Genomic DNA, 24,526 nt, shown 5'->3' on the forward strand with positions numbered 1-24,526 from the left:
AGCATGCGCGGATGCGACACACCCTCACGCCGGACGACGACACCCTGCACGGTCACTTCTCGGCCGACTTCGCGCCGGTGCTGACCATCGACCCCGGCGACACCGTCACGTACCGCACCCTGGACTGCTGGTGGTCGGCCGGCCCGTACCCCGGTGGGCACAACCGGGACCGTCCCCGGGTGCCGCAGCACCGACCGGACCATGGCCACGCGTTGATCGGTCCGGTCGCGGTGCGCGGTGCGCGCGCCGGTCAGACCCTTGCGGTACGCGTGGACGCGATCACCCCGGGCACCTGGGGCACCACGGTGGCCGGTGGCTGGCCGAGCGGCTTCAACCAGCGCTACGGCGTCGAGCACGAAGGGGTGGTGCACGCCTGGGAGCTGGACCCGGTGGCGATGACCGGCCGCAACCAGCACGGCCACACGGTCGCGCTGCGTCCCTTCATGGGGGTGCTCGGGATGCCGCCGGCCGAGCCGGGGCGGCACTCGACGACTCCGCCTCGACCGCACGGCGGCAACCTGGACTGCAAGGATCTGACCGCCGGCAGCACCCTGCTGCTGCCGATCCCGGTCGACGGGGCGCTGTTCTCTGTCGGTGACGGGCACGCCGCACAGGGCGACGGGGAGGTCGGCGGCACGGCGATCGAGTGCCCGATGGAGGAGGTGACGTTGACCTTCGACGTCCGGGACGACTTCCCGGTCACCGGCCCGGTGGCGCGTACCCCGGACGCCTGGCTGACGCTCGGCGTCGGCGCGTCCCTGGACGACGCCACGTTCATGGCCCTGGACTCGATGCTGACCCTGCTGCAACGGTCGCACCAGCTCAGCCGGGCGGACGCTGCCGCGCTGGCCAGCGTCGCGGTCGACGTACGGGTGACGCAGATCGTCAATCAGACCGTCGGCGCCCACGCGGTGCTCCGCGACGACGCGCTGCGCTTTTCCGGATGACGACCGGTTCGGGCGGCCCGGACGACGATCCGTCCGTGCCGCCCGCCGGGTCGTACGGTCAGCCGCCGAGGCTCGCGGCGGCCGAGGCGATCGTCGAGGCGAAGTAGCTCACCTGGGTGTAGACGCCCGGGTAGTTGGGCCGGGCGCAGCCGTTGCCCCAGCTGACGATGCCGACCTGGATCCAGGCGTTGTTGGCGTCGCGGCGGAACATCGGGCCACCCGAGTCACCCTGGCAGGTGTCGACGCCGCCGCTGGCGTATCCGGCGCAGATCTCCTGGGCGGCGATGATCTCGCCGCCGTAGTAGGAGTTGCAGGTCGAGTCGCTGACGAATGGGACGGTCGCCTTGAGCAGGTAGCGCTGCTGGGAGCCGCCCTCGCGGGCCGCGCCCCAGCCGGCGACGGTGAAGGTGCCGCTGTCGTAGGCGGTCGTGTTGGCGATCTTCAGGGTGCTCAAGCCGGTGACCGGGGTGGCCAGCCGGATCAGCGCCCAGTCCCGGCCGGCGCCGTTGTAGCCGGGGGCCCGGTAGACGTAGTTCGACCGGACGGTGATCCGGCTCGACGACTGGAGGTCGACGACACCGAGTGTCGCGGTGATGCTGGTGTTGGTGCCGGTGGCGCCCACGCAGTGCGCCGCGGTGAGCACCAGTTGGGGGCTGTACAGGGCACCGCCGCAGCCCATCGAGAGACGCACCATGAACGGGAACTCGCCCTGGGCGGCTCGGGTGCCGCCGACGACGTTTGGCGTGACCGGGCTGTCGGCGGCGGCCGCCGGAGCCGTGAGAGTGAGGCTGGCCGCGGTCACCGCGGCCAGCGCGGTGGCCAGAAGGCCGGTGAGGGTGCGCCAGCGAACCATGCATACCTCCGCATCGCTACGGCACGCCTCGTGAGCGCACCTGATCGAGATAGCGGTCATCCTATTGATCCAGATGGATTGAATGGATCATCCTCTCTGGGTCGTACCCCGACGGTATGGATCGGGCCGCCCACACCCGGCCCATCGATAACCTACTTAACCGGTATGTGTTGTAGGTCTCTCCTCCTGGATTTCCGCGGCACGACTGTCGGAGCATGTCCGGGGTCAGCGTGGGCGGGCAGCGTCGCCGGGAGCGCTGAGTTCTCCGGTCCACCCCACCCCAGCCCGGTAAGGAATCCACGTGTCCACCGACACCCATCTCGCGCCGCCGGCACCGACCCGGCCGGGCGGCCAGACCCGCCGCAGAGGTGCCCGCCACCTGTGGCACCAACTGGCAGCCGACCGCTGGGCGGCGGCCGGCGCCGGGGGCGTCGCCCTCTTCCTCATCGTGGCGGCGGCCGCGCCGGCGCTCTGCGCCCTCGCGGGCCAGGACCCCTACACGTACGACCTTGACGCCCTGTCGGACTCCGGCGCGCCAAAGGGCTTCGGTGGCGGCATCAGCGGCGAGCACTGGTTCGGGGTGGAGCCGATGACCGGACGGGACCTCTTCGCGATCGTGGTCCACGGCGCCCGCACCTCCATCCTGGTCGGCGCCGGAGCGACCGCCGCGTCGCTGCTGTTGGGAGTCGCCGTCGGCCTCACCGCCGGCTTCTACGGCGGCTGGTACGACCGGGTCGTCACCCGGATCATCGACGTCCTGCTCGGCTTCCCGTACCTGATTTTCGTGATCGCGCTCGGCGCGATCGCCCCCACCAGCCTCCCGAAGCCGCTGCTCCTCGTCGGCGTCCTCGCGATCTTCGGCTGGCCCTCGATCGCCCGGGTGGTCCGCAGTCAGACCCTCGCGTTGAAGCAGCGCACCTTCGTGGTCGCCTCGGTCGCGCTCGGCGCCGGCGGCTGGAACCTGCTCGTGCGGCAACTCCTGCCCAACCTCACCGCCACGATCATCGTCTACGCCACGATCACGATCCCGTCGATGATCGGCGCCGAGGCCGCCCTCTCCTTCCTGGGCGTCGGAGTGCCACCGCCGACGCCGGCATGGGGTCGGTCCATCGGCGACGCGATCGGCTGGGTCCAGACCGACCCGATGTTCCTGGTCTTCCCCGGCGGGGCGCTCTTTTTCGCCACGCTGGCCTTCAACCTGCTCGGCGACGGCCTGCGCGACGCATTCGACCCGAAGACCCGAGGGGTGCGGCGATGAGACTCCTCCGACTGATCTCCGCACGCCTGTTCGGCATGATCGTCACGCTGCTCGTGATCAGCCTGATCACGTACGCGGTGTTCGTTCTGCTGCCCAGCGATCCGGCACAGCTGTCCTGCGGTCGCCCCTGCACACCCGAGCGGCTCGCCGACGCCCGCGCCTTCATGGGCTACGACCAGCCCTGGGCGCAGCAGTACCTCGCCTTCCTCGGCGGGATCGTCGCCGGCCGCACGTTCGGCTCCGGAGCCGCCGCCGTGCACTGCGCGGCGCCCTGCTTCGGCTACTCGTTCCGGCTCAACGACTCGGTCACCCACCTCATCCTGGAGCGCATCCCGGTCACCTTCTCCATCGCCATCGGCGCCGCACTGCTCTGGCTGCTCATCGGCGTGGCGGCCGGGGTCGTCTCGGCCGTCCGACGCGGAACCGCGATCGACCGGGCGGCGATGACGTTCTCGACGATCGGTGTCTCGGCGCCCAGCTACCTGGTGGGGCTGCTCGGCATCCTGCTGTTCGGCTTCACCCTCAACATGGTGCCGGTCAACGGGTACGTGCCACTGACCGAGGATCCGGTGGGCTGGTTGTGGCACCTGGTCCTGCCCTGGTGTGTGCTCGCCCTGATCTCCGCGGCGGTCTACGCCCGGCTGACGCGGGGCCAGATGCTGGAGGTGCTGGGCGAGGACTACATCCGCACGGCCCGGGCCAAAGGGCTGCGGGAACGCCGGGTCGTCGGCCGCCATGCCCTGCGCAACGTCCTCATCCCGGTGGTCACCGTGTTCGGGCTCGACCTCGGGTCGCTGCTCGGGGGCGCGGTCATCACCGAACGGGTGTTCAGCATGCCCGGCCTGGGCGCCCTGTTGCTCGACGCCGTCGGCAACATCGACCTCCCGTTGATCATCGGGATCACCCTCTTCTCCGCATTCCTCATCATCCTCGCCAACTTCCTCGTGGACCTGGTCTACGGCGTCCTGGACCCGAGGGTGGCGCGCTGACGCGCCAGACAACGAAAGGAAAGGCACCGATGAAAAGACGTAGCGCGGTCGCGCTCGCGGTCGTCCTCGCCCTGGCCGGATGCAACGCGAATCCGGACCAGAAACCGGCCGCCGGCGGGTCGAACGCAGGCACCGAGAAGGGTGGATCGCTGACCATCCTCAACGCCGCCAGCGACATCAACTTCGACCCCGCCAAGAGCCAGAACCTGGCGATCACCACCCTCGGTCTGGTGCTGCGCCGGCTCACCACCTGGGACGTCCAGCCGGGCAAGCCGGCACAGGTGGTGCCGGACCTGGCCACGGACACCGGCAAGACCACCGACGGCGGCAAGACCTGGACCTTCACGCTGAAGGACGGGCTGACGTACGCCGACGGCGCGGCCATCACCGCCGGCGACGTCAAGTACGGCATCGAGCGCTCCTTCGCGCCCGAACTCTCCGGCGGCCTCGGCTACCACAAGAGCCTGCTGGTGGGCGGGACCGAGTACAAGGGACCGTACTCCGGGGCGGACCTGGCGTCGGTCGAGACGCCGGACGCGCGGACCATCGTCTTCCACCTCAAGACGGCGTACGGCGACTGGCCCTGGATCGTCTCCATGCCGGCGTTCGCGCCCGTGCCGAAGGCGAAGGACGACCCGAAGAAGTACAACCAGAACCCGGTCGCGTCCGGCCCCTACCAGGTCCAGTCGTACCAGCAGGGTGTCGCGGTCAAGCTGACCCGCAACCCGAACTGGGACGCGGCCACCGATCCGGTACGCACCGCCGGGCCCGACCAGATCACCTTCCAGCTCGGCCAGGACACCACGGTCCAGTCGCAGCGGCTCATCGCCGACTCGGGTGACGACCGCTCCGCCTTCGGCGCCGGCTTCGTGGCACCCGCCCAACTCGCGCAGATCGAGCAGAACGCGAGCGCGAAGCAGCGGCTCGTCACCTCGGACGCCGGCGCGCTGTCCTACCTGGCGCTCAACACCCAGCGTGGGCCGCTGAAGGACGTCAAGGTCCGCCAGGCCATCCAGTACGCCGTGGACAAGCGGGCCTACCAGGTCGCCTCCGGTGGTGCCATCGGCGGCGAGCTGGCCAGCACCCTGATCACCCCGGGCATCGCCGGGCGGGTCGACTACAACCTCTACCCGGCCGACCCGTCGGGGGACGTCGACAAGGCGAGGCAGCTGCTCGGCGAGGCGGGGCAGACGAGCCTGAACCTCACGCTGCTGTCCGAGAACGATCAGCCGAACCTCGCCAAGGCCCAGGCCATCCAGCAGGGCCTGCAGCGGGTGGGCATCACGGTGACCATCAAGCCGGTGGACGAGGATGCCTGGACCGCCGAGGTCACCGGCGAGAAGGGTGACTACGACCTGACCGTCTCCAGCTGGCAGCCGGACTTCCCCAGCGCCAACGGCAACATCCAGCCGCTGTTCGCGTCCAGCGAGATCGGCCGCGGTGGCTACAACATCGCGCGCTACTCGCAGCCCGAGGTCGACACGCTGATCGCGCAGGCCACGGCCGAGACCGACCCGGCGAAGGCACAGGCCCTGTGGGCGCAGGCCGACAAGCGCATCCTGCAGGACGCGCCGATCGTGCCGCTCACCTACACGAAGAACTCGTTCCTGCACGGCCCGAAGGTGCAGAACTTCTACGTGCCATCCTTCCCGGCCTACCCGAACTACCTGAAGGTATCGCTGAAGCAGGGATGACGGTTTCCTCCACGGAGCCACACCTCGCGAAGGCCACCCGGTCACCGCTGCTCGCGGTGGCCGGGCTGGCCGTCTCGTTCGAGGTGGATGGCGACACGCACACGGCCGTGCACGACGCGTCCTTCGAGGTGCACGCCGGGCAGGTCCTCGCCCTGGTCGGCGAATCCGGTTCGGGCAAGAGCGTCACCGCGATGGCCGCCCTGGGCCTGCTCCCGGCCACCGCCCGGGTCAGCGGCAGCATCACCCTCGCGGGCACCGAGTTGATCGGCGCCGAGCAGGGTCTGCTGCGGGACATACGCGGCGGCCGGATCGGCACGATCTTCCAGGAGCCGATGACCGCGCTCAACCCGGTCTTCACCATCGGCGACCAGGTCGGCGAGGCGATCCGCGCGCACCGCCCGTCGAGTCGCTCCGCGGTCGCCGCCCGGGTGCTGGAGCTGCTCTCCACCGTCGGCCTGGACGACCCCGCGCGAGTGGCACGCTCGTACCCGCACGAACTCTCCGGCGGTCAGCTCCAGCGAGCGATGATCGCGATGGCCATCAGCTGCGACCCGGTCCTGCTGATCGCGGACGAGCCGACCACCGCACTGGACGTGACCGTGCAGGCCGGCATCCTCGACCTGCTGCGCGACCTGCGGACCCGGCTCGACATGGCCGTCCTCCTCATCACCCACGACATGGGTGTGGTGGCCGACGTCGCCGATGAGGTGGTCGTGCTGCGCGACGGTCAGATCGTCGAACAGGCTGCCGCGGCCCAGCTCTTCGCCGCGCCACGACACGAGTACACCCGGGCGTTGCTGCGAGTCGTCCCCACACTGCCGGAGCTGCGGCTCGCCCAGCCGAAGCCGCCGGAGACGCCAGAGACGCCACCGGCCGAGACGTCGGCCGGCGTCGCACCCGCCGTGCTCCTGCGCAACGTCGTCGTCGAGTACCCGGGGCGGCGGCGCGGCCAGCCGGTGCGGGCGGTGAACGACGTCTCGTTGCACATCGACCAGGGCAAACTGGTGGCTCTGGTCGGCGAGTCCGGCAGCGGGAAGTCGACGCTCGGCCGGGCGCTGGCCGGCCTCGTACCGGTGGCCGCGGGGACGGTAACCGTCACCGGAGTCGAGGTGGGACGGGCCACCCGCCGTGAACTGCGCACGTTCCGTTCCCGACTCGGCATCGTCTTCCAGGATCCCGCGTCGTCGCTGAACCCCCGCCGGACGGTCGGCGCCAGCATCGCCGAACCGCTCTCGCTGCACACCGATCTGCGGCCGGACGCCCAACGTCGCCGTGTCGACGAATTGCTGGAAGCGGTCGAGTTGCCGACGCGCCTGCGCGACCGGCACCCGTACGAGATGTCCGGCGGGCAACGACAGCGGGTGGCCATCGCGCGGGCCATCGCCCTGAACCCGGCGTTGTTGATCGCGGACGAGCCCACCAGCGCGTTGGACGTCTCCGTGCAGGCGCGGATCCTGGAGCTGCTCCGATCGGTGCAGCGACGGTTCGGCTTCTCGTGCCTGTTCATCAGCCACGACCTGGCGGTGGTCGAGCAACTGGCCGATCGGGTGGCCGTGCTGCACCGAGGTCGGGTCGTGGAGGAGGGGCCCGCGACCACGGTGCTGCGGGCGCCGCGGCACCCGTACACCGCGCGGCTGCTGGCGGCGGCGCCGGTCGCCGACCCGCGAGCACGGAGCGGGCAGACCCCCCGTTCCACCTCATGTAAAAGGCGTAAAGAAAGGGCGGCCTTCCGTCATGAACGCGTGAAATAATCTCCTGCGCAAAGCTCTCGCCCGGAGCGCCCTTTACGATGATCGGTGAAGTCATTCGGAAGGAGCATTGGTGCCAAACTCGCGGGTGGACGATAGCAGTGACAACCGTGGAACAATGGATTCCAGCATTCCCAGCGTCAGGCTAGACACTGTTACGGCGGCGGCGGCGACTGGCGCGCCCGCCGAAATCGCTCCCGATCTAATGCGTTCGGCCAGCCGAGTCGCGGATGATCTGGAGCGGCAGGCGAGGGTGTGGGTCGCACCGGGCGGAGAATTTCGTGTCGACGACAGCGCCCTTCAGGTGAGAGAAGAACCACGCGACAACTGGTATCCCTGTCCGTCCAGCATGACGGAACGGGCGATCACCCTCTGCCCCTACCTTCCACAGGGTGCGGGAATCTTCTTGAAATGGAACGACGAGAATAGCAAGATCGCGGGTCCGATCTACGGTACCGGGATCGCACTGACCGGTCTTCTCGGTGTGAAAGCGTTTGGCGAGGAGGCGTACGCGTTCTGGCAGAAGGGCGGTCAAGGTAATTTGCGACGGCTGGCGGCCGGTCTCGTTCATACCGGTGCGTCCGCGGTCTACGGATGGTACAACGCCATGGGTAAAAGCCACCCGGCCGGCGGTTTCAGCGCCGTCGTTATCGGGGCCACCGCCTGGTATCTCGACGGCCAACAACCCGGGCGGCTGGCAGACACCCGCGAGCCGATCCTGCCCCTGCACAGCCCGTCACGACCAGCACCGCAGTCGCCCAACAGCGCCATCGTCGCGGCAGCCCGGCTGAGCACGAGCACACACTCGGATACCGCCCCTCACCGACGGCCGAGTTCTCACAGCCGGCCGAGCAGCCCACCCGCCGACCAAGCCCGCATCGGCGCACACGCTCTGAACGGCGGTGCGCCAGCCGGGCCAGGTCGATGATCCTGGCCTTGATCACCAAGTGGTGTCACCGAGCAAGGCGGCGAGCAGGGCCGACCTGCGGCTGACCTCGGCACAGACCCGCTGCGGGAAAGGCCCCGGCGGCCTTCTCGGGGGCGTGTCGGTGCCCTGTCAGTGCCATGTCAGGCGGTTGGCGCACGCTGTGCGACATGACAGCTGATCTGGTGATCGAGGCCGAGGGCCTCGTCAAGAACTTCGGGAAGACGAGGGCGCTGCAGGGCGTCGACCTCGCCGTACCCCGCGGAACGGTGCTCGGGGTGCTCGGCCCCAACGGCGCCGGCAAGACCACCGCCGTGCGTATCCTCTCCACGCTCCTCACCCCGGACTCCGGCACCGCCCGGATCGGCGGCTTCGACGTCGTCCGCGACGCCGAGCGGGTCCGGCAGAGCATCGGCCTCACCGGTCAGTACGCCTCGGTCGACGAGGACCTGACCGGCCGGCAGAACCTGGAACTGTTCGGGACGCTGCTGGAGCTGGGCCGCGCCGGCGCCCGTCGACGGGCCGCCGAACTGCTCGGCTGGTTCGACCTGACCGACGCCGCCAACCGGCAGGCCAAGACCTACTCCGGCGGCATGCGCCGCCGGCTCGACCTGGCCGCCAGCCTGGTCGGATCACCGGATGTGATCTTCCTGGACGAGCCGACGACCGGCCTCGACCCGGCCAAGCGCGAGGACATGTGGGACGTGGTCCGGTCGCTGGTCACCAACGGCTCGACGGTGCTGCTCACCACGCAGTACCTGGAGGAGGCCGACGCGCTCGCCGACGCGATCACGGTGATCGACCACGGCCGGGTCATCGCCCACGACACCCCGGAAGGGCTCAAGCGGGTGGTCGGCGGGCAGACCCTCGAGGTCCGCCCGTCCGACCTCGCGGACCTGCCCCGGATCGCGGCGATCCTGTCCGAGGTCGGCTCCGGCGGGCAGGCCGACGAGATCCGCAAGGGCGTGCTCGCGGTGCCGGTCACCGACGACCGGGCCCTGACCGCGAGCGTCGCGCGGTTCGCCGCCGCCGGCATCGCGGTCACCGAACTCTCCCTGCACCTGCCGAGTCTCGACGAGGTGTTCTTCACCCTCACCGGGCGTACGGCATCCGAGGACGACACCACCCACCGCACGGAGGTCGCGGCATGAGCACCCTGGTCGGCACACCACCCACGGCGAGCCCCGTCCTGTCCACGGCCGCCCCGAACCCGCGACCGTTCCGGCTCGTGCGGCACTCCCTCGCGCTCGCCAAGCGCAGCCTCATCAAGACCTGGCGTACGCCCGAGGCGCTGATCGACGTCACGCTGCAACCGGTGCTGTTCCTCGTCATCTTCGTGTACATCTTCGGCGGCGCGGTCGCCGGATCGACCCACGACTACCTGCAGTTCCTGCTGCCCGGAATCCTCGCGCAGACCATCGCCACCGGCGCCATCGCGATCGGCGTCAACCTCAACACCGACATCGCCAAGGGCATCTTCGACCGGTTCCGCTCGCTGCCGATCCCCCGCTCCGCGCCGCTGGTCGGCGCGGTCCTGGGCGACGTCGTCCGGTACGTGATCGTCACGGTGTCGACCCTCGCCATCGGCTACCTGATGGGTTTCCGGATCGACACCGACCCGCTGCGGGCGATCGCCGGCTGCGTGCTCGCCGTGCTGTTCGCGCTCTGCCTGAGCTGGCTGCCGGTCTACGTGTCGATGAAGGTACGCACCCCGGGCGCCGTGCAGGGCCTGATGTTCGCGCTGATCATGCCGTTGAGCTTCGCGTCCAACGTGTTCGTCAGCGCCGACACCCTGCCGGGCTGGATGCAGGCCTTCGTCAACGTCAACCCGATGACCCACCTGGTGGCGGCGGTACGCGGGCTGTTCCTCGGCACCCCGCTCGACGGGCACGTGTGGTGGACCCTCGCCTGGTGTGCGGGCTTCGTGGCGGTGTTCATGCCGCTGGCGCTGCGCGCGTACCGCAAGAAGATCTGACCTACGCGAGCAGGTCTCCCATCAGTTCGCGGATGCGGGCGACCACCACGGCACCCGGCCGCTCGCGCCACGCGGCCAGCAACGGCTCACGCTGCTCCTCGCTCCCGAGGACGGCGGTGAGCCGTTCGCCGTTGCCGGGTGGGAAGAACGCACCCACGTGACTGCCGATGCGCGTTCCGAGCGCGAACAGCTCGCGTGCGGCAGCGACGTCCCCGCGGTGCGCCGCGAGTTCGGCGCCGCCGAGAGCCCACGCCCCGATCACCGGCAGGTCCTTCGAGGCGAACGCCTCGTCCCGGCTCAGCGTCAGCATCGCCGCGGGCAGGGCGCTGGCGTCCGCTTCGGTGCCCGGCCGCACCTGCGCCAGGCGCAGATGCAGGACGGCCACCGCGACCCGGAGGATGACCCGCGGCTGCGGCGGCCCGTCCGTCCACCGGTTCAGGATCCGGGTCACCTCCTCGGCGTGGGCGAGGGCCTCGTCGTAACGCTCGCGCTGCCAGGCGAGGTGCGACAGGCCGAGCCGCGCCTGGGCGGCATCCACCTCCTCGGCCTCGCCCGGCGTCGCCGTGTCGACCAGTCGCCGCTCGGCCTCCCGGTCGCCGGCCAGGGCGAGTTGCACGTCCAGCCGGACCCGGATCGAGCGGGCGTCCTGCACGGCGCCGACCAGTTCCATGTGTCGGATGCTGCGCGCCAGCCAGTCGGTCGACCGCGCATCGTCGCGCGGGATGAGGAACTGTCCGACGGCTCCCGCCGCCATCGCCATCCCCCAGTGGTCACCGGCCACCTCGAAACGGCGGTACGCCTGCTCGGCGTCGACCACCGACGCCTCGGGCATGCCACCGTTCTCCCGGATGGCGGCCCGGGCGAACAGTCCGAGCCCCTGCACGTACGGGTCCGGGTGATCGATCAGTTCGGCCGCGCTCTTCATGCTCTGCTCCGGGTCGGACGTGTCGAACTTCGGCAACGCCGACGCGAGCGCGGTCTGCCGGGCCGACACCTCGGTGGGCCGTTCGGCGAGGACCGTCCGCATCGCGCGGCGGGCAAGCACGGCGAGCCGAAGCTCACCGCTGATGCCGGCGTTGACCCCGACCAGCAGACAGGTACGGGCGAGCCGGTCGGCGTCGGGCAGCGGCCGCCCCGCGGACCGGCCGTGCAGGATCGCGGACCGTCGCCGTCGCTGCGGGTCATCGACGTGCAGCAGGCCCCGCACCCAGCCGAGGACCTCCAGGTGCAGGCCGCGCACCGTCCAGAGGTGGAACAACGCGGCGGCGACGTCGATCGAGGCCGGCTCGTCGTCGGTCACGAGCGACCAGCGCAGGGCCGCGACCAGGTTGTCCTGCTCGGCGGCGCACCGGGCGAACGCCTCGACCTGGGCGGGGCCGACGAACCGGTCGGCGAGCGCCGTCGCCTCCGGCCGGGCCCACCCGACCAGGCCGGCCATGGCCAGCTCCCGGTCGCCGGCCGCGTCGAGGCGGGCCTCCCCGTACTCGCGGACGGTCTCCAGCATCCGGTAGCGGGGCGGGCCGTCCCCCTCGACCAGGGTCAGCAGGGACTGCTCGACGAGCGTGGCCAGACCACGTCGTACGTGCGGGGTCCGCGCGACCGAGGCGGCGAGGTCCGCGGTGAACGCGGCGGGGATGACCGCCACCCGTTGAAGCAGCTCACGGTCGTCGGGCGCGAGCAGTTCGCGGCTCCAGTCGACCATCGCCCACAGGCTCGCGTGCCGCTCCGGCAGGCCGCGCAGCGCGTCGTCGAGCAGCGCGAACCGGTCGGTCAGGCCGGCGAGCACGTCGTCGATCGGCATGCTCCGCAGTCGCGCGGCGGCCAGTTCGAGCGCCAGCGGCAGGTTGTCGAGCCGGTGGCACAGGGCGAGCGCCCGTCCGGTGTCCCAGGTCGGTACCGCGCCGCCGGCTCGTGCCCGGGACTGGATCAGCGCGAGCGCGTCGGCGTCCGGCAGCGCGGTCAGCCGGTGCACCAGTTCGCCGGCCAGACCCAGCGGGGCACGGCTCGTCGCGAGCACCGCGACCTCCGGGGACGTCACCGCGACCAGGTCCGCGACGACGGTGGCCACCGCGTCGAGAACGTGCTCGCAGTTGTCCAGCACCACCAGCCCGTCGAGGTCTGGGGCGACGGCGCGCAGGCGCTCCTCCGGGTTGAGGACCCGCCGTTCCAGGCCCAGGTTGCCGCCGGTCGCCGAGGTGTCCGCGCCGCCAAGCGCCGCGAGCACCGTGGGCAGCACCTCCTCGGGGGACCGCACACCGGCGAGTTCGATCACCCGTACCGCCTGCCCGGCCGCCGCCGCGCGCCTCGCCACCTCGGCGGCGAGGCGGGTCTTGCCGGCCCCGCCGGTCGCCACGATCGTCACCAGCGCCGTCTCGGTGAGCGCGCCGGCGACGGCTTCGACGTCACGCTCCCGGCCGACGAGGGTGGTCAGGGACCGGCGCCACGCGGTGGGCAGCGTGATCCGTGCCGGTTGCCGGGGTGGCGTCGCGACGGCCGGGGCGGTGAGTTCGCCGCGCAGCAGCGCCAGGTGGACGTCTGTGATCACCGGCGACGGGTCGGTGCCGTACCGGTCGGCCAGTTCGCCGCGCAGCCGTTCGATCACCTCCAACGCCTCGGCGTCGCGGCCCTGGGCGGCGAGCACCCGGACGAGCAGCGCGGCCGACGGCTCGTCCGGCGGGGTGCGCGCGACAAGCCGGCGCAGGTCCGCCTCGTCGAACGGCCCCGCGCCGTCGAGCGCCGCCCGCGCACGCAGCGCGGCCACGTCCGCGAAGAGGCGGACGTCCTCGGCCGCGTCGAGCTCCGGGACCTCGGGGAACAACGCCCGCGCCTGGTCGGCCGACCCTCGCGCGGCATGGACGTCCCCGCAGCGGAGGGCGGCGGTCGCCCGGTCGACGAGGACCCGCGCCTCGACCGCGTCGACGGTGACCTCGTCGACCGGCAGCCGGTAGCCCCCCGGCACCGCGCCGACGGGCAGCCCGAGCCGGCGTACCCGGGACACCAGCGCCTGCACCGCGCCGGTCGCGTCGTCCGGCGGCGTGCCGTCCCACACGGCCTCGACGAGCAGCGCGGTGGAGACCGCCCGCCCGCGCGCGTCGACCAGCGCGCGCACCACCGCCGCGAGCCGCTCGCCCCGGACCGGTCGACCGTTGACGGCGAGCGGGCCGAGGATCGTGATCTGCACGGACCCAGCATCCCCCACCCGCACCACGGGGTGGCCGGCAACCCGCGCCCGATCGGCGGGTGTCGACCCGGACGCGGACTTCACCGGCGCGGTCGGCGACCCGGCCGTCGTCGAGGAGGCGTTCGCCGCGTGGCGGAGGGAGATCGCCGCGGCCGACAGGTGGCTCGACGCGCTCGACGAGGACGACCTGGGGCGTGAGGTGCCGTTCGGTGACGGCTCGGTCAGCGTCCGCGATGTCCTCGTGCATCTGATCGAGGAGTACGCCCGGCACGCCGGCCATGCCGACCTGCTGCGCGAGTGCGTCGACGGCCGTACCGGGCAGTGAGCCGGGTCCGCTGCGGATAAGTCCTTTCACCACAGTTCGACTGGTTGTCAGTTTCTGTCCGGTACGTGCTTCGGTGCCGCCGCGACGATCAGGCCATGACTGTTTCCCCTCCTGGCCTGTCCGGCCTCCGCCGCGCGGGAGCGTTCGCCGCGGCCACGCTCGCCGCGGTGGCGCTCGCCGTCGCTCCGGGTGCCCGCGCCGATGCCGCCGGCGTCACCCTGCCGATCGGTGACAGCGACCTGACGCAGGTCACCACCAGCCGCACCCTCGCCGACGGCGTGACCCTCACCCGCATCGTGCGCGGGACAGACCCGGCACCGGCCGACCAGATCAACACCACCACCCGGGGTCCGTGGGTGGTGAACGTGCTCACCATCGACCCGCGCCGGGCACGCGGGCACCTGAGGGCGACGTACGGCCCGACCCTCGGGCAGGTCGAGAAGACCACCGACCTGGTACGCGACTCCGGCGCCCTGGCCGGCGTCAACGCCTCCTTCTTCACGTTCACCGCCAGCCAGCTCTACCCCGGCGACCCCGTCGGCCTGGGCCTGTACGGCGGGAAGCTGCTCAGTGAGCCCACCGCCGAGCCGGGTGAGGTCAACTTCGTGGTCGACGCCACCACCAACCGGGCGCTGACCGGGAAGCTGACGTGGTCGGGCAGCGTACGGAACCGGCGGACCAACGCCGTCCTGCCGCTGGAGTTCGTCAACCACCCCCCGGTGATCCCCGCCGCCTGCGCCACCCTGGTCGACCAGACCCTCTGCGCCGAGCCCGGTGACGTCGTCCAGTTCACCCCCGAGTTCGACGCGGCCACCCCGTCCGGCGCCGGCGTCGAGGTCGTCCTCAACCAGCTCGGCTGCGTGGTGCGCACCGCGACCAGCCGTGGCACCGCGCTCGCCACCGGCCAGACGTCGCTGCAGGCCACCGGCCGCGACGCCGCCACCCTGCTCGCCGTGGCCGGACGGGGATGCCTGGACCGGTCGTCGACGCTGACCGACCAGCGGGGACGCAAGCTGGCGCTGCGGCCCGGGCTGTTCGGCGTGAACGGGCGGTACCCGCTGACGGCCGACGGTCAGATCGTCGTGCCCGACGGCGGCTCCGACAGCTTCTTCGCCCGCAACCCCCGCACCATCGCCGGAACGACCCGGGACGGAAAGATCGTGCTCGCCACCATCGACGGTCGCCAGGTGACCAGCGTCGGCACCACCCTCGACGAGACGGCCGCCGTCGCGCAGGCGCTCGGCATGGACGACGCCGTCAACCTCGACGGCGGCGGCTCCACCGCCATGGCCGCACAGGGCGCACTGGTGAACCAGCCGAGTGGGGCGGAGCGGGCCGTCGGTGACGCGCTCGTCTACGTGCCGGGCCGCTACCACGGCGGTAGCTGACCGTCCGACATCGACACTCGGGGGCGGCCGGCACCGGACGAGGTGCCGGCCGTTCTGTGGCGGCTCACTCAGCGAAAGTCGGCGCGGTCGAGACCATTGTCGTACACGATGTCGCACGTCAGATGCGGCCGATGCTTGGCCCGGTAGCTGATTTCCGAGCGTTCCCACGCATCCCACAGGTCCCGGTCGTAGATGCCCCGCCGCAGGTCTCGACGCCGGGCCCGCTCCCGGGCGACGTCCATCGACGCGTCGACCCAGATCCGGTGGTCGTAGTACGGCCACAGCTCGTCGTGGTACGCGGACACACCCTCCACGATCAGGTGGCGCACGTCGGCGACCGGCACCCGCCTGCCCGGCCTGACCGAGCCGCCGTGCGACGACCGTCTTGCCGGCCCCGCCGAACCCCTCCACCCCGATCAGGGTCGGTCGCCCCACCCTCCGGTCCGCACCGATCAGGGTGACGATCTGCGCCAGGTCGAGCCGCGGCCGCACCCCCGCTGGTCCCTCCGCCGTCATCGCCACCTCGGTCCGCTCAGGGATCAGCCGTCGATGTCGATGATGACCTTTCCGGCGCCGGTGCCGCCGGCGACCAGCCGGTGGGCGTCCATGATCGTGTCGAGCGTGAACGTGCGCGGGTCCAGGGCCCGGGCTCGGGGCGGGTGGGAACTTTTCGCTCGACGTGGCCGACCTGACAGACGCCAGGCCCGCCAGTGAGGGGAACATTCATGCCCAGCACCACCACCACCGCACGGCGTCGTCGCGCGGTCGCCGTCCTCGCCGCCGGGGCACTCCTGTCGGCCGGCGTCGTGGCGTGTGGAGACGCCTCGTCGTCCCCCGCTGCCGGTCCGGCGGTCGCGGCGTCGACGAGCGCCGCCGTAGGTGTCGTCGGCGTGCGCGACCCCTGGGTGAAAGCCGCCGACACGGGCATGACGGCGGCGTTCGGCACCCTGGTCAACGAGACCGACACCGATGTCACGATCACCGGCGCCGCCACCGAGGTGTCGCCCATGGAGCTGCACGAAATGACCATGAAGGACGGGAAGATGGTCATGCGGGCCAAGCCGGGCGGCATCGTGATCAAGGCGAGGAGCACCCACGTCCTCGAACCCGGAGGCGACCACCTGATGCTGATGAACGTGAGGCAGCCGGTACGGGCCGGCGACGAACTGGCCGTCACACTCACGTTCGCCGACGGCCGGAACCAGACGTTCACCGCGGTGGCCAAGCCGTTCACCGGCGCGCAGGAGAGCTACGCGCCCGGTCACGGGGCCAGCCCGATGCCGGAGACGAGCATGAGCCCGGCCGCATGACCCGCAACCCGACCTCCCGACCGGTGAGCAGGCGCGGCCTGCTCACCGGCGGGGCCGTTGCCGCCGGAGGCGCGCTGACCGCGGTAGCCGCCGCCGAACGCTCCGGTCACCGCGACGGGCGGCCGGCCGAGGTCGCCCTGGCGAGCGCGGTCGGCACCTCGGTCGAGCCGTTCCACGGGCCACGCCAGTCCGGGGTGACCACCGAACCACCGGCCCACGCGTCGTTCGTCGCGCTCACCCTGCGGCCCGAGACCGACCGGGCTGCGCTGGGTCGGCTGCTGCGTCTGCTCACCGACGACGCCGCACGTCTCACCCAGGGTCAACCCGCACTGGCCGACACCGAGGCCGAACTCGGCCTGCTGCCCGCGCGGCTGACCGTGACCTTCGGTTTCGGCCCCGGCCTGTTCCGGGCAGCCGGCGTCGACGACCGTCGGCCGCCATCCGTGGCCGACCTGCCCTCGTTCCGCATCGACCGGCTCCAGCCGGCCTGGTCCGGTGGTGACCTGCTGCTCCAGATCTGCGCGGACGACGCGCTCACCGTCGCCCACACCCAACGCGTCCTGCTCAAGGACAGCCGACCCTTCGCCACCGTCCGCTGGGTACAGCAGGGCTTCCGACGCGGCCCCGGCGTCGAGCCGGGCGGCCACACCCAACGCAACCTGTTCGGTCAACTGGACGGCACCGCCAACCCCCGGCCCGGGACACCGGCGGACCGCGCCGTCTGGATCGCCGACGGGCCCGCGTGGCTGCGCGACAGCACCACCCTCGTCGTACGACGCATCAGCATGAACATGGAGACCTGGGACCTGCTCGGCCGCGCCGACCGGGAACTCGCCGTCGGCCGACGCCTGGACACCGGTGCACCCCTCACCGGCACCGCCGAACACGACGCACCCGACTTCGCCGCGACCGGCCCCGACGGGCTGACCGTCATCCCCGACTTCTCCCACCTCACCCGCGCGCACGTCACCGATGACCGGCTGAAGATCCTGCGTCGGCCCTACAACTACGACGCGGTCCCGACGGCGGAGGGCCAGGCCGACAGCGGCTTGATCTTCACCTCGTACCAGGCCGACATCGCCCGACAGTTCCTGCCCATCCAGCGCCGACTCGCCGACCGGGACCTGCTCAACGAGTGGACCACCCCGATCGGGTCCGCCGTCTTCGCCATCCCGCCCGGATGTCCACCGGACGGATGGATCGGCGAGCAGGTGCTCGGATGAGGCACGCCAACCGGCTCGGCGCGGCCGTACTCACCGTCCTCGTGGCGTTGCTCGTCCCGGCCGCGCCGGCCTGGGCGCACAACAGCCTGCGGTCGTCGACGCCGGCCCGGGACGCGACCCTGCCGAGCGCGCCGGTCGAGGTCACGCTCGAATTCATGAGACGGCTCGACCCCGCCTTCACCACCATCGTGCTCACCGACGCCACCCGGCAAAAGATTCCCACCGGCGATCCGGTGGTCGTCGGCGCGACGAGCACGGTCCGGGTGACCGGCCCGCTGCCGAACGGGACGTACACCGTCGGCTACCGGGTCGTCTCCGCCGACGGGCACCCGGCGCAGGGGTCGTATCCGTTCACGGTGGCCGATCCCACGTCGACCGCCGCGCCGGTCCGGGACGCTTCGACGCCGGCTCCGCCCGCCGCCGCGGTGCAGCCCGGTGGCGGATCGAGTGCCGGCGTACGTCTCGCCGGCGCGGCGCTGGCCGTCCTCGCCGTGGTGGTGGCCGGGCTCCTACTGCGGCGCGCGACCCGCCGCTGAGGACGGCGGGAAACCACCGAAGCTCTCGCCCCGACTATCCCGATCGGATCACCATGTCTCTCACCGAGGTGTCCGGCACGCCACCGCCGGACCACGCCACGACCGCCGAAGCACCGCCACGACCGGCCCCGCGTACGTCACCGTTCGGCGCGCTGCTGCTGCGGCTGCACTTCTACGCCGGAATCCTCGTCGCCCCGTTCCTGGTGGTCGCCGCGTTGACCGGCCTGGCCTACACGGTCACCCCGCAACTCGACGGCGTGCTCTACGACGACCAGTTGACCGTCGCCCAGGTGGGTGAACGTCCACTCCCGCTGGCCGACCAGGTCGGCACCGCCCGGAACGCGCACACCGACGGCAGCATCGCCTCGGTGCGGCCCGGGACCGGCGACCGGACCACCGAGGTGGTGTTCTCCCTGCCCGAGCTGGGCGAGAAGCAGCACACCGTCTACGTCGACCCGTACACCGCGCAGGTCAACGGACAGCTGACCACCTGGTTCGGCTCCACACCGGCCACCACCTGGCTGGACGACCTGCACCGCAACCTGCACCTGGGGGTGGCGGGCCGGCACTACTCCGAGCTGGCCGCGAGCTGGCTCTGGGTGCTCGCGCTCGGCGGTGTCATCCTCTGGTGGCGTCGGCGCAGCGCCTCCCGGGGCACCGCCCGGCACCTGCTCGTGCCGGATCTGTCCGCCGGCAGGGGCGTCCGCCGTACCCGGGGATGGCACGCCACCACGGGCATCTTGCTCACCGTCGGCCTGCTCTTCCTCTCGGCCACCGGGCTGACCTGGTCCCGCTACGCCGGGGCGAACTTCGGCGCCGGCCTCGACGCGCTCGATGCGCGTACTCCGGTGATCTCTACCAGCCTCACCGGCGTCCCGGCCGATCCCGGCGGCGGCCACGAGCACAGCGCGGCCGGGGCGGGCGGTGTGGTCGAGTCGGCGGCCTTCGACCGGGTCCTCACGTCCGCCCGCGCGGCCGGCCTCGCCGGCCCGGTCGAGATAACTCCGGCACAGGAAACCGGCTCGGCCTGGACCGTCGCGCAGATCGACAACACCTGGCCGGTCGCCAAGGACCGCGTCGCCGTCGACCCGGCCGGCGGTGCGGTCACCGCCCGCAGCGACTTCGCCGACTGGCCCCTGCTGGCGAAACTCAGCGGCCTCGGCGTCCAGGCCCACATGGGCGTCCTCTTTGGCCCGGTCAACCAGATCCTGCTCGCGGCGCTCGCCCTCGGGCTGCTCTGCGTCGTCGTCTGGGGCTACCGGATGTGGTGGCAGCGCCGACCCACCCGCGTCGACCGGCGCGCCCTCGCCGGCAGGCCGCCCGCCCGTGGCGGCGTACGACGTCTGCCGCTCTGGACGCCGCTGGTCGGCGTACCGGTGACCGTGGCGATCGGCTGGGCGCTGCCGGTGTTCGGGCTGACCCTGCTTGCCTTCCTCGTCCTCGACGTCGTCGTGGGCGCGGTGTCGCGACGCCGCCGGCCCGCCACGGCTCCCAGCTCCCCGGCACCCACCGGCGGCTGACGCACCGTCCGGCCGCCCGTCCGGCGGCGGGCGGCCGGACTCAGATCACCACCTGTTTCATCGTCGGCAATCCGTCGACGATCGACTTCTGCACGTTGATCGTGTCGGCGACGATCTCGTGGGGCGTGTTCGCCAACCACTGCATCACCGAGATGTCCTCGAACCGGGGATACTTGAACATCTCCAGGAACACCAGCGGCTCGTCACCGGTGTTCTCGATGTAGTGGCCGTACGCGAAGGGGACGTAGCCGACGTCGCCGGCCTGGAAGTCGAACGTCCGAGCGGCGGCCTGGGACGCGAACACGCCCATCCGTCCGGTGCCCGAGATGTAGTACTGCCACTCGTCGGTGGTCGGATGCCAGTGCAGCTCCCGCATCCCCCCGGGCTCGACCTCCACGAGGGCGGCGGCGGTCGTGGTGGACGCGGCGAAGTTCGTCGAGTCGGTGATCCGGACCGTTCCACCACGGAACCGCTGCGGGGTCTGCGCGAGCATCCGGTGTTTGAAGCTTCGCGGGATGTCGCCGGTCGGGCTGATCACCCGGTCCTGTTGCAGGGGCGGCGGGACGTCGCCCTGGAAGATGTACTTCTCCCGCTCGGGCAGGTTCTCCATCTGATCCGCCGTCCAACCGAAGTTCTTCGCCAGCACGTGCCGGGGCGTGTGCGCGAAAAAGTCGCTGAGCAGGAACGTGTTGTTCTCCGAGAAGGCGCCGTCGTCGAAGACCAGCAGGAACTGCGCGCCGTCGTCCAGCGCCTGGATGTTGTGCGGCACCCCCTGCGGAAAGAACCACAGGTCGCCCGCCTTGACGTCCTCGATGAAGTTGCGTCCCTCGTGGTCGACCGCGCTGATCCGGCAACTGCCGCTGAGCATGTACGCCCACTCGGACTGCTGATGCCAGTGGATCTCCCGGTACGCGCCGGGCTCCAGTCCGAACTGGACCCCCGCCATCGTGGTGGCGATCGGCAGGTCCCGGACGGTGACCTCACGGGTCCAGCCGCCGCGCTCCACCCGGGTGTGCGCCTGGGAGAACGAGAACTTCAGGTTGGGCACCAAGCGACTGTCGGTCGTCGGCGGCACCAGGAGATCCGGATTCTGCCGTTCCACCTCGACGTTACGGCCCGCGAAGGGAGCCGCCCCCTCGTCGCCGCGTCGCGGTTGGGGATCGTTGTTCGCCATGGTCGCTGACTCCTTACTCCGAGCGGATCGGATTCGGTGCGGGGACGGCGCCGCCGCGCGAGCGTGGCCGGGGAGGCATCCCCAGCAGGGCGCCAACCGTGGACCAGCCGTACTGGATGGCGACCGCCGCCGGAACGGCCACCGCGGTCGCGGCCAGCACCAGCCGGGTCCACGGCGGCGCGTGTCCGCCCGCACCGGTAATCGCCAGCAGCACGAACGCGAGCAGTACGACCCGCAGCCGGTGTCGGCCGGGAAGGTCGGTCCGCGCCGGGCGGATCCGCGGCACGGTGTCGATCGGCGTCACGACGGCCTCCTGTCGCAGGTCCTGTCACCCGATGATCTGGGGTGCACCGGCGACCCCACATCACGTGATCGCGCCATAGCGGCGCGCGATATCACGGACGACGTGGACGATTCGTCGCACCGTGGCTGTCGGTTGCCGGCCACGCCCGCTGGTTCGTCGATCCGGCCGCCCGCCGCTGCCGCCCTGATTAGGCTCGGTCGCAGGACGGCATTTCAACGGGCCGGGTTACCACCGGGGAGAAGGCCATTGTCCGATTCACCCTTCGACGCCGTACCGGACGCGGCCGCGGACCAGCTCCGCCTCGCCGGGCGTGGGGCGCAGGCCCTGGCCGTGCTGACAGCGCGGATCGCCGCGAACCGTGGCGGGGATCCTGACCGTCGCCGCCTGCTCGGTCGCCTCGCGGAGGTCGCCGCCGGAGAGCGACCGTCGGTCGTCCTCACCGCTCTGCGGGACGCGCTGGCGCGACCGCTGGAGGACGCCCGCAGCCGGAGCACCCTGCTCGCGATGGTCGCCGTCGTCGCGGCGCGTACCGGACACCCGGATGCCGACGCCCTGCTGCGCGACGCCGGTACCGCGCACGCGGCGGCGGGTGACGCCTCGTCGGCGCGCCACCTCGCCGTCGGCCGGGCCGCCCGCTCACTGTCGTACGGTGACCTACCGGGAGCCGATGCCGTGCTGGCGGCCCTGGCCCTCGACGCACCGGCGGTCCGTCGCGACGCCGCGTCGATCCGGGCCGAGCGGATCCTCGTCACGCTCTGCCTCGGCCGGCACGAGGACGCGCGAACGGCGATCCGCCAGGCGTTCATCGACACGGCCCCGCCCGGCACCGCGGCGAGCAGCAGGCTGACCGCCCTGGACTGCCTGCGCATGGTCGCCGTGGGAGAGCTGCCGGAGGCGGCCGCGCTGGCCGCCATCACCCTCGGATCTCCGGACATCGATCACGAGGTACGTGCGCTGCTGGTCGCCGTGGTCGCCGAGGTCCGCTACCGGCGTGGCGAGGCCGACGCCGCGCGCGCCGTCCTGCGCGCCTCCGCCGCGCCACAAAACTGGCCCGACAGTACGATGTGGACGGCCGCCCGGTGTGTCGCCGTCCGTGATCCCGTCCTCGGCGAGCCGGCGCGGACGCTCGGTCAGGTCGTGGCCGATCTGCACCGGTCGGTGCGACCCCTGCTACCCGTGCCGCAGTTCGGCCCCCGGCTGGTACGCGCGGCCGTGGCCGCCGACGACCCGCACGCCGCCCGCCGGGTCACCGAACTGGTCGGGCGGGTGGCCGCGCGTACCCCCGTCGCGCTGTGGCGCGCTCTGGCCGATCAGACCAGGGGCCTGCTCGACGGCGATCCGGACGCGCTGCGGTCGGCGGTCGGCGGCCTGCGCACCACCGCCGCGTGGCCGGCGCTGGCCGACGCGTTACTCGACCTCGCGAACAACCCCGGGCTGCGCCCGGCGGAGGCCCGGGAGGCCGCCCACGAGGCGGCCGCGCTCTACGCCCGGATCGGCGCTCCCGGTGACCAGCTGATCGCCGACGCCCGTTGCGCCGCGCTCGCTGCCGCCCCACACGACCAGCGGCGGCGGGTCGGCGCACTCACCCCCGCCGAGGAGCGGGTCGCCGAGCTCCTCGCCACGGGCGCCACCAAGAGGGAGGCGGCCGGGAGCCTCTTCGTCTCCTTCCACACGGTGGACACCCAACTGCGGTCGATCTACCACAAGCTCGGTATCAACAGTCGACTGCAACTGGTCCGGGCCTGGGATCGGTACCGGGCGACCAGCAACTGATCGTCGCGGTCTCGCGCCCTCCGCGCGGGTCGACCTGCCGCGGGGCGTCGCCCGGTCCGGGTGGGAGGGGCTTCGGACCCATCATCAAGGTGGCCTCGGCCGCCGCTGTCGCCTGGCAGTTCTCCGGCCCGGACCACGAGCGCCGGGAACGCGCCGCGCCGGACGCGAACTCGGATCGGCCCCGGCCGTCGCCGACTCCCGGCAGACCCTCCTGTGCACCTATCTCTCCGCGGTGCCCGCTGGGCGGGCTGGCGGTCAACTCGCTGTTCGGCTGGTGGTGGGCCGACCCGACCGCCGCCCTCGTCATCGCCACGGTCGCGGTCAAGGAGGGACGCGACGCCTGGCGCGGCGACGCCTGCTGCGCCCCCGGCGCCACCCTGCGCTCCCCCCGACAGCAGCGGTGACGTCAGGCTGACAGCTCGGGATGCCCGAACAACCCCGGCAGGCCACCGCTGTGCAGAAAGACCACCCTGTCGCCGTGCGGGAAGCTGCCGGCCAGCAGCGCCGCCATCGCCCGGCCGGTGTACGTCGGATCCAGGAACACGCCCTCCTCGCGGGCGGTCGTCCGCAGGGCCGCCCGCACGGCGTCGGTGAGCGTGCCGTAGCCCGCACCCACCTGCGATCCGTCGATGCGCAACGCGGCCGGCTCGACCTGGCCGACGAGCAGCCCGGCGACGGCGGCACGAGCGTCGGGCAACGCGCCGGTGTCCACGCCGACCACCCGCTCGGCACCCAGCTCACGGACCAGTCCGGCCATCATTCCGCCGGAGCCGACCGCCACCACGACCTCGACCCCGTCGATGTCCGGCACCTGGGCGCGCAGCTCCCGGCCACAGTCCACGTAGCCCGCCAGCGACGTCGGCGAGGTGCCACCGAACGGAATGACGTACGCCGAGCGTCTCTCCGCCTCGACCGCCACCACCTCGGCGAGCGGCCGGTCCCCGCTCCAGACGATCTCCGCGCCGGCCAGCTCGTCGAGGAGCAGGTTGCCGCGCCGGTCCCGCACGGGCGGACCGGCGAGCACCAGCACGCAGGCGAGACCGAGCCGCCCGGCCGCCGCAGCGGTCAGCCGCGCGTGGTTGCTCTGCGGTGCGCCCGAGGTGATCACCATGCTGGCGCCGGCGGCGAGGGCCTCGGCGCAGGTGTACCGCAGTTTACGGATCTTGTTGCCGCCTCCGCCGAGCCCACCGAGGTCGTCGCGCTTGAACCACAGGTCGGCCAGCCCCAGACGGGCGGCGAGGCGAGGTGCGGCCTCCAGCGGGGTCGGCCACGTACCGAGGGAGACAGGGGACGTCATCCCCACAGCTAAGTGGTCCGCTCCGTAAATCCTTCGGGGGTTATGCGGTCAGGGCCAGTGCGGCAGGCTGGTGATCGCAGCCGGTGGGTTGCTGGGGGTTCTGCTC

At 71.9% G+C, this 24,526-nt stretch carries 21 protein-coding genes and 1 pseudogene; 16 read left to right on the forward strand and 6 right to left on the reverse strand.

From position 1 onward, the window contains the following. The first annotated feature begins 11 nt into the window (after positions 1-11). A complete protein-coding gene (locus AB0H52_RS23695; RefSeq protein ID WP_151490340.1) occupies positions 12-947 on the forward strand; it encodes an acetamidase/formamidase family protein in 936 nt (311 codons plus the stop codon). Positions 948-1,005: 58 nt separating this feature from the next. Here the strand turns inward: AB0H52_RS23695 and AB0H52_RS23700 are convergent, their stop codons facing one another. Continuing rightward, on the reverse strand, positions 1,006-1,800 hold the full coding sequence (locus tag AB0H52_RS23700) for a serine protease (protein ID WP_151490341.1): 795 nt from the start codon (positions 1,798-1,800) through the stop codon (positions 1,006-1,008). Between the two features lie 301 nt (positions 1,801-2,101). Between AB0H52_RS23700 and AB0H52_RS23705 the strand changes: the two genes are divergently transcribed. The 7 genes from AB0H52_RS23705 (at position 2,102) to AB0H52_RS23735 (ending at position 10,389) form a co-directional block, all read left to right on the forward strand. Beyond that, complete coding sequence (locus tag AB0H52_RS23705; protein WP_151490342.1) at positions 2,102-3,058, forward strand: ABC transporter permease; 957 nt, start codon at positions 2,102-2,104, stop codon at positions 3,056-3,058. After that, a complete protein-coding gene (locus tag AB0H52_RS23710; protein ID WP_151490343.1) occupies positions 3,055-4,047 on the forward strand; it encodes an ABC transporter permease in 993 nt (330 codons plus the stop codon). The genes AB0H52_RS23705 and AB0H52_RS23710 overlap by 4 nt, the downstream gene beginning before the upstream one ends. 29 nt (positions 4,048-4,076) lie before the next feature. Then, complete coding sequence (locus AB0H52_RS23715; RefSeq protein WP_357950042.1) at positions 4,077-5,741, forward strand: ABC transporter substrate-binding protein; 1,665 nt, start codon at positions 4,077-4,079, stop codon at positions 5,739-5,741. Next, positions 5,738-7,492 carry an ABC transporter ATP-binding protein gene (locus tag AB0H52_RS23720; protein ID WP_357950045.1) on the forward strand — a complete coding sequence of 585 codons (1,755 nt, stop codon included), beginning with the start codon at positions 5,738-5,740 and terminating at the stop codon, positions 7,490-7,492. Before AB0H52_RS23715 ends, AB0H52_RS23720 begins: the two co-directional genes overlap by 4 nt. A gap of 115 nt (positions 7,493-7,607) precedes the next feature. Further along, complete coding sequence (locus AB0H52_RS23725) at positions 7,608-8,417, forward strand: hypothetical protein (protein WP_357950048.1); 810 nt, start codon at positions 7,608-7,610, stop codon at positions 8,415-8,417. Between the two features lie 167 nt (positions 8,418-8,584). Beyond that, a complete protein-coding gene (locus AB0H52_RS23730) occupies positions 8,585-9,565 on the forward strand; it encodes an ATP-binding cassette domain-containing protein (protein WP_357950050.1) in 981 nt (326 codons plus the stop codon). Beyond that, the gene (locus tag AB0H52_RS23735; protein ID WP_278122168.1) at positions 9,562-10,389 is read left to right on the forward strand and encodes an ABC transporter permease; all 828 of its coding nucleotides are present in this window, start codon (positions 9,562-9,564) and stop codon (positions 10,387-10,389) included. Before AB0H52_RS23730 ends, AB0H52_RS23735 begins: the two co-directional genes overlap by 4 nt. A gap of 1 nt (position 10,390) precedes the next feature. On the opposite strand, the gene AB0H52_RS23740 is transcribed toward AB0H52_RS23735, so the two are convergent. Next, positions 10,391-13,570, reverse strand: coding sequence for a BTAD domain-containing putative transcriptional regulator (locus tag AB0H52_RS23740; protein WP_357950054.1), 3,180 nt, complete (start codon positions 13,568-13,570; stop codon positions 10,391-10,393). Between AB0H52_RS23740 and AB0H52_RS23745 the strand changes: the two genes are divergently transcribed. Together AB0H52_RS23745 and AB0H52_RS23750 are read left to right on the forward strand one after the other, a co-directional pair. Next, positions 13,560-13,895 (forward strand): DUF664 domain-containing protein, encoded by a 336-nt coding sequence (locus AB0H52_RS23745; RefSeq protein ID WP_357950057.1) that lies wholly within the window; start codon positions 13,560-13,562, stop codon positions 13,893-13,895. The two genes, AB0H52_RS23740 and AB0H52_RS23745, sit on opposite strands and share 11 nt — an antisense overlap. A 95-nt stretch (positions 13,896-13,990) precedes the next feature. Continuing rightward, complete coding sequence (locus AB0H52_RS23750) at positions 13,991-15,283, forward strand: phosphodiester glycosidase family protein (protein ID WP_151490350.1); 1,293 nt, start codon at positions 13,991-13,993, stop codon at positions 15,281-15,283. Positions 15,284-15,351: 68 nt separating this feature from the next. On the opposite strand, the gene AB0H52_RS23755 is transcribed toward AB0H52_RS23750, so the two are convergent. After that, on the reverse strand, positions 15,352-15,627 hold the full coding sequence (locus tag AB0H52_RS23755; RefSeq protein WP_151490351.1) for a hypothetical protein: 276 nt from the start codon (positions 15,625-15,627) through the stop codon (positions 15,352-15,354). A gap of 381 nt (positions 15,628-16,008) precedes the next feature. Between AB0H52_RS23755 and AB0H52_RS23760 the strand changes: the two genes are divergently transcribed. Genes AB0H52_RS23760 through AB0H52_RS23775 form a run of 4 tightly spaced genes read left to right on the forward strand, consistent with a single transcriptional unit; the run spans position 16,009 to position 19,872 of the window. After that, entirely contained in the window at positions 16,009-16,593 is a 585-nt protein-coding gene (locus AB0H52_RS23760; protein ID WP_151492815.1) for a copper chaperone PCu(A)C, read from the forward strand. Beyond that, the gene (locus AB0H52_RS23765) at positions 16,590-17,816 is read left to right on the forward strand and encodes a Dyp-type peroxidase (protein WP_151492816.1); all 1,227 of its coding nucleotides are present in this window, start codon (positions 16,590-16,592) and stop codon (positions 17,814-17,816) included. The genes AB0H52_RS23760 and AB0H52_RS23765 overlap by 4 nt, the downstream gene beginning before the upstream one ends. Further along, the gene (locus AB0H52_RS23770) at positions 17,813-18,352 is read left to right on the forward strand and encodes a copper resistance CopC family protein (protein WP_357950062.1); all 540 of its coding nucleotides are present in this window, start codon (positions 17,813-17,815) and stop codon (positions 18,350-18,352) included. The genes AB0H52_RS23765 and AB0H52_RS23770 overlap by 4 nt, the downstream gene beginning before the upstream one ends. A gap of 53 nt (positions 18,353-18,405) precedes the next feature. Then, a complete protein-coding gene (locus tag AB0H52_RS23775; protein WP_151492818.1) occupies positions 18,406-19,872 on the forward strand; it encodes a PepSY domain-containing protein in 1,467 nt (488 codons plus the stop codon). Positions 19,873-19,912: 40 nt separating this feature from the next. On the opposite strand, the gene AB0H52_RS23780 is transcribed toward AB0H52_RS23775, so the two are convergent. Both AB0H52_RS23780 and AB0H52_RS23785 read right to left on the reverse strand, forming a co-directional pair. Continuing rightward, positions 19,913-21,046, reverse strand: coding sequence for a cupin domain-containing protein (locus AB0H52_RS23780; RefSeq protein WP_151492819.1), 1,134 nt, complete (start codon positions 21,044-21,046; stop codon positions 19,913-19,915). 13 nt (positions 21,047-21,059) lie between these two features. Further along, a complete protein-coding gene (locus AB0H52_RS23785; protein WP_151492820.1) occupies positions 21,060-21,350 on the reverse strand; it encodes a hypothetical protein in 291 nt (96 codons plus the stop codon). 246 nt (positions 21,351-21,596) lie between these two features. On the opposite strand from AB0H52_RS23785, the gene AB0H52_RS23790 reads away from it, so the two are divergent. Further along, the gene (locus tag AB0H52_RS23790; RefSeq protein ID WP_151492821.1) at positions 21,597-23,123 is read left to right on the forward strand and encodes a helix-turn-helix transcriptional regulator; all 1,527 of its coding nucleotides are present in this window, start codon (positions 21,597-21,599) and stop codon (positions 23,121-23,123) included. Positions 23,124-23,203: 80 nt separating this feature from the next. Further along, positions 23,204-23,527 (forward strand): annotated as a pseudogene (locus tag AB0H52_RS23795) (cobalt transporter); the annotation flags it as partial. A gap of 2 nt (positions 23,528-23,529) precedes the next feature. Here AB0H52_RS23795 and AB0H52_RS23800 read toward each other — a convergent pair. Then, positions 23,530-24,420, reverse strand: a complete 891-nt coding sequence (locus AB0H52_RS23800; RefSeq protein ID WP_151492822.1) for a pyridoxal-phosphate dependent enzyme — start codon at positions 24,418-24,420, stop codon at positions 23,530-23,532. Positions 24,421-24,526: the final 106 nt, after the last annotated feature.

It is taken from the genome of Micromonospora sp. NPDC050695 (assembly GCF_040654415.1).
Taxonomy (GTDB): Bacteria; Actinomycetota; Actinomycetes; order Mycobacteriales; family Micromonosporaceae; genus Micromonospora.